This is a genomic window from Fictibacillus sp. 23RED33, from assembly GCF_015903925.1.
Taxonomy (GTDB): Bacteria; Bacillota; Bacilli; order Bacillales; family Fictibacillaceae; genus Fictibacillus; species Fictibacillus phosphorivorans.
In genome coordinates this window covers 212,380-227,069 of sequence record NZ_JACZDX010000002.1, presented here as the reverse complement: position 1 = coordinate 227,069, position 14,690 = coordinate 212,380, and the positions used below count along the sequence as shown (strand labels likewise).

Genomic DNA, 14,690 nt, shown 5'->3' with positions numbered 1-14,690 from the left:
AATGTAGCGTTTTCGTTATGAAATTAATAATAAGGTGATTTAAATGTCGTAAATGATTTATTAATCCCAGAAATAATTGGATGAGTAGCGATGCACTCTAGATTAAAATAGATCTCTAAATGATGATTAAGTGCTTCCTTTAACCTTACTTCCATGCCTTTATAACGATAAGGAACCGAATAGTTTGGATCATTATAAGAAATCATGCTGCTTTCTGGTACGTAAGTAACCTTCCATTTACTTATTGGGAATAAGGGTCTCGTATTCCAATGTAATAAATGTTTATGAGTCCAACCTTTTATATAATACTCTTTAATCATAAAAAATTCCCCATCCTTGATCACATCTCTCTACACTCCAAGTTGTTTTTGAGATAATTATCCGATATTATGTAGAATTTCACACCGCTGTTATTAGGGATTTTACCACCGTTGTTTTCAGTGATTTAAAGCAAATTAAAAACTAGTTGTGCAGTGTTGTATAAACATCCTAGTTTTTGCGCATGATAGGTTTACATTAAGAAGGATATAGAGACAGATTTATATATTTCTGTGATACTATGTACTTTTTTAATTGAACTATCCCTATGCGATATTAATTAAATTGCAACACCATTGTTAGCTTTTCTTTTTTGCTGCATCTAGGAAGACCACTCCCTGAGCATAATGTAAGTATCGTAATAGCTTGTACACATCCCACCTTTCTAAGAGATTTATTTAAAGAAAAACAAAAAACATACGAAACCTACCCAATGAGGGTTGGCTCGTATGTTAGTTTTGAGCAAGGATAATTAAAATTATTCATGGAATAAAAAAAATATTTGCCTATAATACTAGTCTTATAAAAAAAGAGCCACAGAATGACATTGTAGTCATCAAGTGGTTCCTTTTCTATGAAAAGGAGTGCTAAATTAAGATCGATTAGAATCCTTAATTCAGCATATCCTTTCTTTTTAATAATTCAAGTACAATCGTTATTACTTAACAGTTATTACTGTACCGTTTACAAGCTTGTTAGTTGCAGCATCTTGAGCTGCAGAAGGACCTGTAGCTAAAGTAGAAACAGTTACTCCAGAAATTAAAGCTGAAGAAGAGAACTTAAAGCTTGATACTGGACCATCACCAATCTTAACGTCTGTTCCAGATTCAAAAGTACCATTGTTATTAATATCTACAAACGTTTCTGTTGCTGCTGTAGTAACTACATCATCAGCTGTTCCTAGAATAGTATCTGGACCAGCACCCATAACTGCAGCATTACCTTGGATTACAAGGTCATCAAGATTCACAAGATATTTACCAGTATCGGAACCTGCACCAGCAGTTACAGTAAGTGCAGATGTACCAGTTTGTGCAACAGTTGATCCATTGATTTTAATAACTAGGTCACCAATTGTAAGAGATGAAACAGTTTCGCTAAATCCAACAGCTAGTTTGTTGTCAGCTGTTAATGATCCAGAATTTAATACTGGCTTAACGTTGTCACTGATAGCTACAGTGCCATTGTACGCGTTTAGCTTAGCACCCGTTAAAGAGTCAACGTTTGCTACTGTGAATACAGCAGTTGCATCAGTTGTAGTAATTGAACCAGCTGGTAATACAATTGTTGCTACTGTTTGTGCAGCATTCAGTGTAATTGTAGTACCTGCAGGAAGTGGTCTTCCAGCTAATGTATAACTGTTGAGATCTGTAGCAGAGTTAGATACAGCTCCACCACGAACAGCTGTTCCAAAGTTAACAGCGATTTGGTTACTTGTTGGAGAAGTAGCAGCTGCAGAAGTTAAGTTGAATGTAGCAGTGCTTGTTCCAAAGTCAATTGTGTAGTTAAATGCATCAGATCTATTTGCAGTTTCAGCTAAGTCAGAAACTAAACTAGAACCGAATGAGAATGCAAATTTACCAGCGACTTTTGCAGGTGAAGTAGCAGCATAAACTACTTTTGTATCACCAGCTGTAGTTGCTTGAGCTGTTAATCCGCCAAGGAATGATGCAGCAGGTACTGCAACTCCATTTTCATTAACAATTGTTGGAAGCGCAGGAGTAGCCGCTGTTAAACCTTCACTAAAGTCAACTTCAACATGAGTTACGTTTCCTTGTGCATCTTTAACTAGTCTGTATCCAGTTGCTACAGGCTTAGTAGTATCTTTAGTAAGTGTAATTGATTGAGTTGTAACTGAAAGTTTGTTACCTAAAGAATCAGTGATTGTATCAGGTAATAAAACTGTTAAGTTACGAGAAGTTTTGTTTGAGAATAGTGATGCCGATACACTCACTTTAAACTGAGTTCCATTAGAACCAGCAACTTCCTTCACATAACCTGTTCCACCAGCATAAGTACCTAATTGCAGGTTAGAAAGAGTTTCATCTTTAACAAGACCTGATCCTAATCCAGTAGCGAATGCAGCTTCAAGAGTAGCTTCATCCATGCGCTTGCTGAAAGTTAAAAGAATTTCTTTTTCACTTGCAGTGGTTACAGAAGAAACAACTGGAGCTGAAGCATCTACAGTTACGTTAAACTTCTTAGAAGTTGACACAGTTACGTTTGGATTAGAAGCTTTATCAGTTAGATTGATCAACTCAAGAGTGTGTTCTTTAGTTGCATCTAAGTTTAATCCAGTAATTGTAGCTGTGTCTGTTCCACCAAAGTTGATGTTTACATAAGAACCATTAAGTTTTGCAACTGCGAAATTAATAGGCTCTGAAGCAACAACTGTAACAGATGTAGCAGTATTAGATTTTGATTTTGAAGTTACAGAAACTAGTTCAGCTTTTGTAGTATCAGTATAAGTGAATACTTGAACGTGCTTAAGAGTACGAACTGGTTGGTTGTTAGCATCTTTAGCTGTAGTCATTACAGGCTCAACGATGAACTCATCGTCAGTATCTTCAACTGATCCATTGAAAGTTACAGTAACAGTTTTTCCATCAGCAGCTAAGTCTGCAGATACAACAGTTTCATTAGTAAGTTTGAAGATACCAGCAGCTTCAACTTGAGTGTCGAAGTCAGAACCGTCAAGAACTTTGTTGAATTTAACTTCTACTTGTGTAGCGTTAATAGCTTTAACGGAATCAACCTTTGGAGTTTTTAACGCTTCATAAGCCGATTTCTTTGATTCGAATTTTGCAGTTAGGTCAGACTTCATTGTTGCATTAGCAACTAGTGGTAACCAAGTAGCAATATTATCGTATCGTTTGTTAGCTTCTGTTTCGTTTTTAGCTGTGATTGCAGCATCTAATCGTTCTAGTTCTACATATACACTTACCGGATATAGAGCATCTTTAAGAACTTTTTCTGCTGAATCTTGATAATACTCACGAATATATTCTCGTGAAGATTGACCATAAACACGGTTTAAAAGAACTTCTTGCTTACGTAGTTCTTTAGAAAGATTATGGTAAGCATCTACAGTTGATTGATCAACTTTTTCAGTTTCTAGTTTAGATTCAAGAACTTCTTTTTTCTCTTCAATTTTCATTCCAGCAGATACAGCATCAATTAAAGTTACTGCACGATCTACGTACAATTTAACTTTGTCATTTAAACGTGCTTCTAAAGCTGTTTTTTGCGCACCTTTTAGTGTTGATACTGCAACTACTGCTTTAGCATGAGCAGCTTTTGTATCGTTGAAAAGCTTCATGTCAGGATTGCTGTGCCCATCCCAAGATCCTTCTACAGAAATAGCCCACTTAAGAGTTCCTCCAAGGCTTTCTGCTTTCTTTACTAGTACTTCCGCTTCAGCAGCTGTAGCAGCTTGAGCAGGGTTAACTGCTACGAATGCACTTGCAGCTACTGCAGCAGCAGAAGCGACTTTAAATGCTTTCTTACTCATTGATAAATTTCCCCTCTCGATATGTAGGTTTTTATTAAAATTAGCCTGGTTCAAAACACCTACACTTTCAACCAGCCCTAATTTTCCCAAATTCACTCGTACCCCAAAATAATACCTTTTATTCCATCTCTTGTAAACTATTATACTTTTTACCATGGAAGTTTTTGTAGTTTTTGGGCTACATTTCATATAATATAACAATTTCTGATAAAATACTAGCTTTTTTTGTAAAAAATAAGTAACTTTTTGTAACAATGGTTAATATTGTAATATAGTTCTTTTTTCCTAATCATTATTCTAGTATTCTATCAACATACATAATATCGGACTCCTCAGGAAAACTTTTACTGTTTTTAACAACTTTTTTTATTTTTCTCAAAAAAAAAGAGAAAGATAAAACTTTCCCTACTAAATTCCTATAAAAATTTATTTCTTCAACCATTTGTCGTTCCATATTTTCTTTAACTGATATTTTTCGACACGGTCGAGTGAAGTTAATAAAATATTTCTGGGTGAAATCTTTTTAATCTCATTTACATCATAGATGCTTAAAATGCGTATGGATCCATTACTGTTTTTTACGGAAATGGTATGTGCCATGTAAGACGAACCATCATAACTTCTCTTCGTATTTAATCTACCTGCATGCGAAGTCGTCGTTCCATCTGCTTTTATATAGAAGGAAGATGATTTTTGTAGTCTCTTTTTTACCCAATTTACTCGAGCGGATGTGCGATTTCCTTCGTATTTGTTCAACATTTTAGATATAGTACCTGTTACATAAGGTGTCGCCATGGATGTTCCACTTAGATTGCCATATTGGTTGTTTCCTAGTGTAGAGTAGATGGATACCCCAGGAGCGAGTACGTCCACCTCTGGACCGAAAGAACTCCACGATGGCATTCGCCCACTCTCATCATGTGCACCAACTGCAATCGTATATGCCGAACTTGCCGGATATTGAACAGCTCCACTGTTATTACCAGCAGATGCCACAACAATCACACCGCTGTCATAAGCTTCTTTTAATACCGTTTCAAATAGATCCGATTTCTCTGTCATACCTAGACTCATGTTAACGACGTCAACTTTTTCGTTCATGGCCCATTTTAATCCTTTAAAAATATCAGATACATAACCAATGCCATTCTTGTTCAATACCTTTGCGATATATAGCCTTGCCGATGGATCAACCCCTACGGTACCTTTTGTGTCATGTTTCGCTGCGATTATCCCTGCAACATGCGTTCCATGAAACTTGGCATCGTCGTCAATGGCCTGCCCTTCTACCTTTGAACCATTTATGAAAGTCGCTTTTTTGGCAACACTGGAATTGATGTCATCGTTATAGGCAATTCCCGTGTCTAAGATAGCAATCTTTCGTTGCGTTCCTACTCCAAACAGTTGATCCGCCTGCGTGTAAGTAATGCCCCAAGGTAATGGTTGGTAAGAAGGCGCTTTTGTTAGTACTTGGTTTTGCACTTTCTGGTTTATTTCTGCATCTTCAATAACTTTCTCTTGTATGAACTGATGTATCACTTCTAATTGATTCGTGCGCACAATTGTAAACGTATGCTCTTTAATTGAGAAAGATTCCTTTATGTTTATAGAAAGATTATTTAGTTCCTTCTGTAATAGTTGCTGCTGTTCAACAGATGTTGTGTGTAGAATATAGTTGTCGTTCGTTTCAGCTTGAATTTCGCTTTGTTGAATAGTTAGAGAGAACAGGAAAACTAAGATGAATGATAAGAATGTGCGCATATGATTTGCCCCCTTTTATTGATTATCGGCTAATTGTTAAATTCATGATAGGATTAATGCTTAAATACAAGGTATAGTAAAGGGTAGAAAGAAATCACAATTGGAGGATTTCATGAAAAGGAAAAGTATCTTCTTACTCATTCTCGCGTTTCTCTGTGGTGTTGCTTTATCTGCTTTTACTGAAGAAACGTCACCTGAGCGTACTCAGAAAGAGACACGGAAGGATAACATCGTAAAATTGCCTTTGGATGTTCCTCTCATTCTTCAAAAACCTGAGCTTGATCGAGGCTGTGAGGTAACCTCTCTCGCCATGATGCTTCAACACGCAGGTGTAGAAGTGGATAAGATGCAACTGGCCAAAGAGATTAAAAAAGTAACCACTCCCTATAAGAACAAAAACGGCACCTACTATTATGGAAATCCGAATGATGGTTTTGTAGGTGATATTTATTCATTTAGTAATATGGGATATGGCGTTTACAACGGTCCTGTAGCTGAATTAGCTGAATCTTATCTGCCAGGACGCATTGTAAATATGAGTGGTGATGCATTCTCAGATGTACTGAATAAAGTGAAAACAGGAAAACCTGTTTGGATCATCATTAACTCGGATTTTAAAAAGCTACCTAAAAGTGAGTTCCGAACGTGGAATACCCCTACAGGCGAAGTACAGATCACTTGGAAAGAGCATTCAGTTGTAATCACGGGATTTGATGAAGATTTTGTTTATTTTAACGATCCACTTTACGAAAAGAAGAGTCGAAAAATGCCGCTTCAAGACTTTAAAGCGGCATGGGAACAAATGGGGTCACAGGCAATTACGTATAAGTAATCTTAGCTAGTTAACACCATGTAAATCTATTAATTCATAAACAAGATAAGTAGAGCCTTCTTTCCACGTCAGCTCTTTCACAACAGCTTTCCCAACAGGAGAGCTGTTTTCATTTTTACTTAGCGTAAATGGATGATCTAAGATAAAAAGTTGATAGCCTTGAAGGATCAGTTGAAACACATTACCGTCTAGACGTTTTTCTTGGCCTAGTGTGACCAAATTCGTATGCATCGTGATTGGCATCTGCATACGCTCACCTTCTTTCTCTCTTTTTTTCTATTGTATCACTCGTACTGATGACTAGATTCTTTTTCGACGAATATTTCTATAAAAAAACAAAGCTAGTGAAATTCCAACAAGTCCACCGACTGTATCAATCATGACATCTTCCATCAATGGTGTACGGTTAGGTGTAAACCCCTGGTGAATCTCGTCAGAAATAGCATAAGCAATAGTTAAGATCCAGGAGAGCAAAAACATTGTTAAACGATTGTTTAAATGTATGGCGACAGCACGATATAATAGAAAACCTAGTCCAAGATACACACTAAAATGTGCTCCTTTTCGGATAAAGAACTCTATAAAATGGGCCGGCCCCATGCTTTCTATACTTATTTCTTCTCCAGCATAGTTAAAAACGGTAGTAGAAAATAAAGATTCTACAAAATCCAAGTTTAGAAAGTCTGAAATCGTCGGACGCAGATCCTGTTTTTCATAAGGTTGCGAACTCGCAAAAAAGATCATACCCGCCCATACCAGTACAGGTAACCAATATATAATAAACTTTTTCAAAAAATCACCTATCTCCCTCATACATGCAAAAATTATAGCATGTGGGTCTTTTGAAACCAATCCGTTCAAAGAAAAACCTGCCGACATCATTGTCAGCAGGTTTGCATGTTTTATTTAAAGAGAGCAATCATATATTCAGCCCATAGTTTGTGCCCTTCTTCGTTCGGGAGAAGTGTTTCTGAATCATAAAACTTCTTAATGTCTTCCGAATCAACACTTGGCCAAGCTGTCCAGTTATTTAAATACGTGATTGCCTTATCTGTCGCAAACGCTTCAAGAGCTTCAACTTGTTCAGCGTACTTCACAGGTTTACTGATCGGATTCGATGGCTGTATCAATGTAATGACTTCTGGATTAGTCTCTTTAATATCAGCGATTAATTTATTTAATACAAAAAGTGAATCACCCATGCTTACTCCATCGTTATCGCTTAATAGTGGTGGCTCAATCAATACGATGTCAGCTTGTTTTTTAGTAAGTTCTTCGTATAGTACATTTTCCTGCAGATCAAGACTCGTCATCTCACCTATGGAAGTGGTCTGAACGATCACATCTTTACCATACACTTTAGTCATTTCATCTGTGAAAAGTTTTGCCCACGTTCCTTCTTCAGTAGATGTGCTGGCTGAACCGATGAGATGAAAAACTAAAGGCTCGCCAGCTTCCTTTTTTTGTTTGTATAAATTCGCTACATCTTTTGGTGCTTTCGCAAAGTGTTCAGTTGTAGCTTTATTAGGTTCTTTCGTTGCAACTTCCTTTGTTACATCCTTTGCTTGTGTTATGCCAAGCTCTTTTTTTGCTGCATATGCTGTTTGTTCTAATTTGTTATTGTAGTAGAAGTGTCCGCCAATTACACTCGAAAGACATGCAATCATAACAAACACTGATAGAAACCGACGTTTCTTCAACCGCCCCAACCCCTTATATAATCTATTATTATAATAAAGGGAAAATTTTTCTATTACAAGAAAATTGTTGAAAAATGTAGACTCTTGGTGCAGGGATATTCGTTTATTCCTAGAATTCGAATGTATATAAAGGAGAGTGATTCAATGAAATGATTATAAAAGAGCGTCGTACACCAGTTGTTGTTTCCGGTTTACAATTGCTTTTAACCCGACTGCCGCTTCACTATCCTCTAAGTACTTACTTGGAAGATGAACTCGCTAAGTATTTATCAGGACATAAAGGCGAACAATCCATCGATTTTCACCTGAAGGACTTACCTCAAAAAGAGTATCTGTTCTTCCATAACCTCCGTATTCCTCATAACGACTCTTATTTCCAACTCGATATCCTAATCCTAACTCCGTATTACTTTTTCATTATTGAAGTTAAGAATTTCTCAGGGAAACTCTATTTTGATCAAGACTTATTTCAGCTGATTAGAACTTACAACGGATTAGAAGAAACATTCGCAGATCCTATTTCGCAGTTGAAAAGGCAGCGTTATTGTTTAATGGACTGGCTTAAGAGTCATCATTTTTCGGAGATCCCTGTTGAAGCTGTTGTTGTCATTAGCAACCCTCAAACACAAATCAAAGTATCCCCTGGCCGCTCGGAAGTTTACAAATGGATTTCTCACAAAATTAATCTTCCAGAAAAGATTCGTTATTTTGACCAGAAGCATACAGTGGAACGGCTCTCGATGAAGGATTTACGTAAGCTTTCTAAGGCGCTTTTAAAAGCTCACACCTCCCCCACCCCAAACCTGCTGCAAAAATATCAAATTTCCCAAGATGACATCGTGAAGGGCGTAGCCTGTCCTAGTTGCGGTTTAATTCCAATGGTCAGGAATAAAAGAAAGTGGTTCTGTCCTTCGTGTAAGTGTTACTCAAGATCAGCACACATTCAGGCATTGAAGGATTATTCTCTTCTGTTTGGTTCCACGATTACGAATAGTCAGTTTCGTGACTTTATTCAGTTGGAATCACGGACGATAGCTAAGAAATTACTTTTAAGCATGGACTTACCGACGTCTGGAGAATTGCGTCATAGAAAGTATCATTTGGATTTTGATGATTGGAGAGATTAAGGGGAGTGGGGTGATGAGATGCGATGATGGAATCTAGTTTGACCCATATAGGTTGGAGTTTGACCCATAGAAGGTCAGTTTTGACTCATAGAATTTGGTTAGACTCATAGGACGTCCATTTTGACCCATAGACCCCTGATTACGACTCATAGGATGGTGATTTTGACTCATAGAACTCGCTTAACGACTCATAGACTTCTATAAGAATTGGATCAGTATAAAAAAAGCTCCTTGCTTAGCAAGGGGCTTCTTTCAATCTATGATTTCGGTTGATAATCTTGGAAAACTTTCTTCACCTTTGGCACCAAATAGTGACTCCCGCCTCTTCCCTTCACATCTTCAATCATCATCGTAACGAGAAGGGACGGATTCTGGGTGTTATATGCTACAAACCAGCCTAACTCCATACCGTTTTTATCTTCTTTACTGGCTTTCAGTTCTGCCGTTCCTGTTTTGCCGGCAAGCGGCAGCTTCGCCATGTAGGCGTCATGCGCCGTTCCAGCTGGGTTCGAGACCACTTTCGACATATCATCACGAAGAATCGCTGCTGTTTCTTCGGATATCACATTCTCCTTCAATACAGTCGGTTGACCTCCTGCTTCATCTTGAAGAATCTGCGGTTTTAAAAGATTACCGTTATTCAAAAATGGTGTATACGAAATTCCGAGGTGAAGCGGACTCATTTCAACCTTACCTTGTCCATACCCGCTATCAGCCAGCTGTACTTCGGTCATTCCCTCTTCGCCTATTGTAGAAGGATTCGCGAGTGGCAGATCTTCGCCAAACCCAAACTTTTTCAAACCGTTTACGAACGGCTCTTGCCCGATCTTAAGCGCAGCTTGTGCAAAATAAATATTATCTGAGTAGATCAGTGCCTTTTCCAGGTTCACATTTGGAACAGCACTAACACGGGTAACCGTATATTTACCCCACGATTTATCTTTTTGCCACGACTTACCGCTCACGTTCATCACATCGCTCGGATTAAGTGTTCCGTTCTCCATCCCGATTGCAGCCGTTATCGGTTTCAATACTGAACCTGGTGCATACGTATATACGAAACGGTTTAGCGAAGGATTTTTCGGGTTATCCCGCCATTTTTTACTTACTGCTTCGGTCATTCCGAGCGTATACTCATTCGGGTTATAAGCTGGACTGTTCACGAGTGCGAGCACTTCTCCCGTTGTTGGGTGGATGGCAGATGATGTTCCTACATCCCCTTGAAGTTGAGCATAGATAGACTTCTGCACGCCGCTATCAATCGTCGTTTTCACGTCTTTTCCGTTAACGACCTCATTCTCAGCGACAACCGCTTTTTCTTCTTTTTCACTCGTAAGTACTTTTATGACTCCGCCCGCTTGACCGCGAAGCTGTTCTTCGTACAACTTCTCGAGTCCGGCTTTACCGACAAAATCTTGCGCGGTATATCCTTTACCTTCTAACTTCTTCAGGTCATCAGCGTTTACTTGTGCGATGTAACCTGTTAGATGAGCTGCCGCTTCTCCTAGCGGGTACAATCTTGTTTCGGCTTTTGGCGACTGCACACCTTCTAGCGCGACGGCCTTTTGAATATCTGGGTTATCGGTCTGCATCTTCTTAATTGGAACGCTATATTCAGGCTTAACCCAAGGCTGATCCAGTTTTTTTTGGACCTCTTCTGGCGTCATGCCTAAGATTTTTGCGAGTGGGACAATCGTTTTGCTTTGGTCTTCCGGCAGTTCTTGAGGAACAATCGACACCTCATAAGCTGTGCCGTTAACCGCTAGCGGATTTCCTTCACGGTCTAAAATCGCTCCACGTTTTGGTGCGATGGATGAAGCCGAGATCTTATCTCCTTCCTTCATCTGAGGAAAGATGTGTGACGGATTCCACTCAATTCTCCAACTCTCTGTATCTTCTTTTTCTTCTAGGTTCAGTTTTATGTTATGCGTGTAGTCCACTGGACCCGCAAGTGTGTTCATTTTTACGGAATACGATGTTTCAGCTTTTTCTTCTTGTTTCTCGTTTTGTTTCACTTTCCCTGAAGCTTTCACCTTAAGATCTGCAGCTTCAATTCCACCATAAATCGTAGTATAACGATCTACGAATTCTTTTTTTGAGATGGCTTTCTTAGACTTTGAATCTAGCATGTCATACATACTCTTAAAATCTTGTTTTTGCCAAGCGGCCATATACTTATCCACCGTTGATTCTGGCTTTGGCGGTTCAGAACACGCCGTCAAAAAGACAAAACAAAGTGCTACCAATACGAGGATTCTATAAAAATTCTTCAAAACAGAACTCCTTTCCCTACCATTAAACAGTTGTTTAATCATTATAGCAGAATGTATGGTAATAAATGTGTGATAACTCTATGATAAAAAAATCACCTTGCGCGCATAGATAACGATACGCACAAGGTGATAGATTATTAGTAATTAATACGCTTAGAACCGAGATATCGGTCTTGCCAATACTTATAAGTAAGATTGCTGATCGTCACGCCCGTGCTCGATCCGCTGTGAACGAACTGATCATTTCCTAAATAGATGCCAAGGTGAGATGGACCAGTGGCATATGTTTCAAAAAACACGAGATCACCAACAGCTGGCTTAGAAACAGCTGTTGTTGCGTTCCACATCTGAGCAACTGTCCTTGGAAGCGCAACATCTTCTTTTGCAAACACATATTGAATAAATCCACTGCAGTCAAACCCGCTCGGAGTCGTTCCTGCCCAAACGTATGGCGTTCCCATAAGTTCTGCCGCGTTCGCGATTACGTTGATCGTAACTTCGTTCGGTGTTTTGACCGTTTCTGGCTTCTTGTTCTCTACTTCAGTCATCTTATCCAAAACCGATTGAGTTACGACTCCTGTCACAGGTAGGCCTTGTGCCTTTTGAAACGCTTCAACACTATCTTCTGTTACTGTCCCAAAATAGTCCGTGATTATCGGGTATGTAAAGAAACCTAGATTTTTCAGGCGCGTTTGCAGGTGTTTTACTTCCGGTCCTGTTGTGCCAAACTTCAAGTCCTTAGAAGTTGGCTGGGGCTTAGAAGCTGGTGGTGTCGCCGGTTTGGATGGAGCCGGCGTTGGTTTTGGCTTAGGTGGAGCTGCTGTTGCTTTTTTAGCCGCAACTGCCTTTCTGATCAGCTCTTGCGTTTTCGCATCAGCCACACCTGTAGCTTTTAATTTTTGACTGATCTGAAATTTACGCACCGCTTCTGTTGTGATCGTTCCATAATAATCGGTCGTTTTATAATATGTAAAAAAACCAAGGAACTTAAGATCTTGTTGAAGCTTCATAACAGCTTGTCCTGTGGAATACAGCTTCATTTCTTTTGTAGAAGTGTTAGCCACTGGTGTTGTGGCCGATGGCTTTGCTATTATCGGCTTTGGTGCAGGTTTCGGTGCCGTATCTTGAAAAGACTTCTGCAACAGCTTACTATACGTATTCTTCCCTACGATCCCATCCACCACGAGTCCGTTTGCTCGTTGAAAATCCATAACTGCCTTTTTTGTAACCGGTCCAAAGTACGTTGTTGTTTGTGAATCTTTAAAGTACCCTTTTTGCTTTAAAATGGATTGCAGTTGCTGAACATCAGCATGCGTTGTCCCCGGTTTCAGTGTGTTATCACCTAAGGTAGCTTCACCAACGAGAGGAACAGCAAAAAATGCACCAGCAAACGCAGAAGTCATCACTAACCGTTTTACAACCGTGTTCTCCATGTTCTCCTCCTTCAAAAATACCGTTTATGACATATATCGGCAATTATGGATATTTATTTAACTGTCTTTTCGACAGGAAACAAAAAAAAGCCTGCTGGCTTTTTTTAATTTTTTTCTATTAGACTACGAATTGCACATTGTAATTTATTTTCTGCTACAGTTTGGGTCGATTTCCTTTGCTCAACACCCTTTACTAGATCATTTATCATAGTACGCCGTTCTTTAGCCATCCTTCTCACCTCATCCGGATTCGGTCCACCCTGAATACTACGCCTTTTCACAAATTGAATAGGGCAAATGATGTCTTCCCATTCATTTTGGGTGAGAGTCAGGTGTTGGTGATGAGTCGACAAAATTTGTTGAACCGTTTGAAGTGGCAGCTCGTTTAGCTCTAACTTTTCCGATGAGCACTTTTTCGCTATCGTACTCGCTATTTTGTGAGCTGCGCGAAATGGCACTCCTTTTTCTTTCGCTAAGTAGTCCGCAAGCTCTGTAATCGTGATACAAGATGTTTTCGCACGAGCAAGTGCTAGCTCTTTGTTCACTTCCATCGTTCGAATGACCGCATGCATGAGGTGCATCACTCGGTTCGCATTTTCGTAACTTCTATATAAATGTGGCTGAAGATCGTCTTCTGTATCCACAATATCGCCAAATGGTGTGTTGTGGATCATGTGTATTGCCGCGAGTGCTTCTCCTGCTGACGAACTCGCCAGTGCCCGCGAATGCTCAATGGAAACCGGATTTCGTTTTTGTGGCATGATTGAGCTAATCTGCACGTATGGATCTGCCACTTTTATGATGCCATGTTCACGGGTAACGAGCTGAAGGAAGTCCTGAATCCAACGTCCGCTATTCGTCATCAACGTTAACACGGCAGTCGCGGTTTCTATCAGATAATCGGCACCAGCTACAGCATCGTATGAATTCTCGATTAGTTTCGAGAAACCGAGCAGTTCACAAACTCTATCACGGTCGATTGGAAAACTCGTTGTGGAGAGTGCTGCCGCTCCCATTGGGGAACAGTTTACTGTTTTGTAAGCAGATTGCAGACGTTCGATATCTCTTAAAAGGATGTCTAGCACAGCGGTTAAGTAGTGTCCGAGAGTTGTTGGTTGTGCGGGTTGGGTGTGCGTATAGGCAGTCATAATGGTTTCGGCGTGTTCTTCGATTTTTTCTAAAAGGGCTGTTGCGAGTAAAAGCGTGCTTTCTGTGAGTGTGAGAATGTGTTCTCGGAGCACAAGACGGTACATGGCGATTCCCATGTCGTTTCGGCTTCGTGCCATATGCATACTGCCCGCAAGATCGGGTCCGATTTCTTCACTCATTTTGTGTTCGATCATGAAAAATAAATCTTCGAATTGTGGGTCGTAGGTTAATGTTTGCGGGTCGATTTTTCCTATGGTTTCGACTCCCCGTAGAATTTCTGTTGCTTCCCTTTTTTCTAATATCCTTTGTTCCGCAAGCATCACAACATGTGCGCGGTGAATGTTAAACATATGTTTAAATAAATAGTCTCTTTGGTCGTTGAATACGGGGCGCAGCAAGTGTTCCACGTATGTTTTGCCGGGAAACACCGTGCCTTCTTGTTTGATAAAATCGTCTTTGGATGGCATTTATCCCACCCCTCCAGATTTATGGCATTTCTTATAGTGTATTTTTAGAGAACAATATTGGTGAAGATGTAAAGATATACAAAAAAGCGCCTTTAGTATTTTGAACTACCTCTAGGCGC

General features: G+C 39.5%; 10 protein-coding genes and 1 pseudogene. 2 read left to right on the top strand and 9 right to left on the bottom strand.

What is annotated here, in order from left to right:
* Window positions 1-47: 47 nt before the first annotated feature.
* From IHV09_RS09440 to IHV09_RS09430, 3 genes and pseudogenes are all read right to left on the bottom strand, one after another.
* Window positions 48-284, bottom strand: a pseudogene (locus IHV09_RS09440) (Mu transposase domain-containing protein); the annotation flags it as partial.
* Window positions 285-976: 692 nt separating this feature from the next.
* Window positions 977-3,829, bottom strand: a complete 2,853-nt coding sequence (locus IHV09_RS09435) for a hypothetical protein (protein WP_197264318.1) — start codon at window positions 3,827-3,829, stop codon at window positions 977-979.
* 426 nt (window positions 3,830-4,255) lie between these two features.
* On the bottom strand, window positions 4,256-5,590 hold the full coding sequence (locus tag IHV09_RS09430; protein WP_197264317.1) for a S8 family peptidase: 1,335 nt from the start codon (window positions 5,588-5,590) through the stop codon (window positions 4,256-4,258).
* A 112-nt stretch (window positions 5,591-5,702) separates the two neighbouring features.
* Here IHV09_RS09430 and IHV09_RS09425 point away from each other — a divergent pair, with 112 nt between their 5' ends.
* Window positions 5,703-6,422 carry a C39 family peptidase gene (locus IHV09_RS09425; RefSeq protein ID WP_197264316.1) on the top strand — a complete coding sequence of 240 codons (720 nt, stop codon included), beginning with the start codon at window positions 5,703-5,705 and terminating at the stop codon, window positions 6,420-6,422.
* Between the two features lie 6 nt (window positions 6,423-6,428).
* On the opposite strand, the gene IHV09_RS09420 is transcribed toward IHV09_RS09425, so the two are convergent.
* From IHV09_RS09420 to IHV09_RS09410, 3 genes are all read right to left on the bottom strand, one after another.
* Entirely contained in the window at window positions 6,429-6,671 is a 243-nt protein-coding gene (locus IHV09_RS09420) for a DUF2584 family protein (RefSeq protein ID WP_197221762.1), read from the bottom strand.
* A gap of 51 nt (window positions 6,672-6,722) precedes the next feature.
* Complete coding sequence (locus tag IHV09_RS09415; RefSeq protein WP_197264315.1) at window positions 6,723-7,214, bottom strand: VanZ family protein; 492 nt, start codon at window positions 7,212-7,214, stop codon at window positions 6,723-6,725.
* Between the two features lie 110 nt (window positions 7,215-7,324).
* Window positions 7,325-8,122: an SGNH/GDSL hydrolase family protein gene (locus IHV09_RS09410; RefSeq protein ID WP_197264314.1), complete on the bottom strand. Its 798-nt coding sequence runs from the start codon at window positions 8,120-8,122 to the stop codon at window positions 7,325-7,327.
* Between the two features lie 149 nt (window positions 8,123-8,271).
* On the opposite strand from IHV09_RS09410, the gene IHV09_RS09405 reads away from it, so the two are divergent.
* Window positions 8,272-9,249, top strand: coding sequence for an NERD domain-containing protein (locus IHV09_RS09405; RefSeq protein ID WP_197264313.1), 978 nt, complete (start codon window positions 8,272-8,274; stop codon window positions 9,247-9,249).
* A gap of 257 nt (window positions 9,250-9,506) precedes the next feature.
* Here IHV09_RS09405 and IHV09_RS09400 read toward each other — a convergent pair whose 3' ends face one another.
* From IHV09_RS09400 to argH, 3 genes are all read right to left on the bottom strand, one after another.
* Window positions 9,507-11,522, bottom strand: a complete 2,016-nt coding sequence (locus IHV09_RS09400) for a penicillin-binding transpeptidase domain-containing protein (protein ID WP_231618238.1) — start codon at window positions 11,520-11,522, stop codon at window positions 9,507-9,509.
* 137 nt (window positions 11,523-11,659) lie between these two features.
* Entirely contained in the window at window positions 11,660-12,955 is a 1,296-nt protein-coding gene (locus tag IHV09_RS09395; RefSeq protein WP_197264311.1) for a peptidoglycan-binding protein, read from the bottom strand.
* Window positions 12,956-13,059: 104 nt separating this feature from the next.
* Window positions 13,060-14,571: an argininosuccinate lyase gene (argH, locus tag IHV09_RS09390; RefSeq protein ID WP_197264310.1), complete on the bottom strand. Its 1,512-nt coding sequence runs from the start codon at window positions 14,569-14,571 to the stop codon at window positions 13,060-13,062.
* Between the last annotated feature and the right edge of the window lie 119 nt (window positions 14,572-14,690).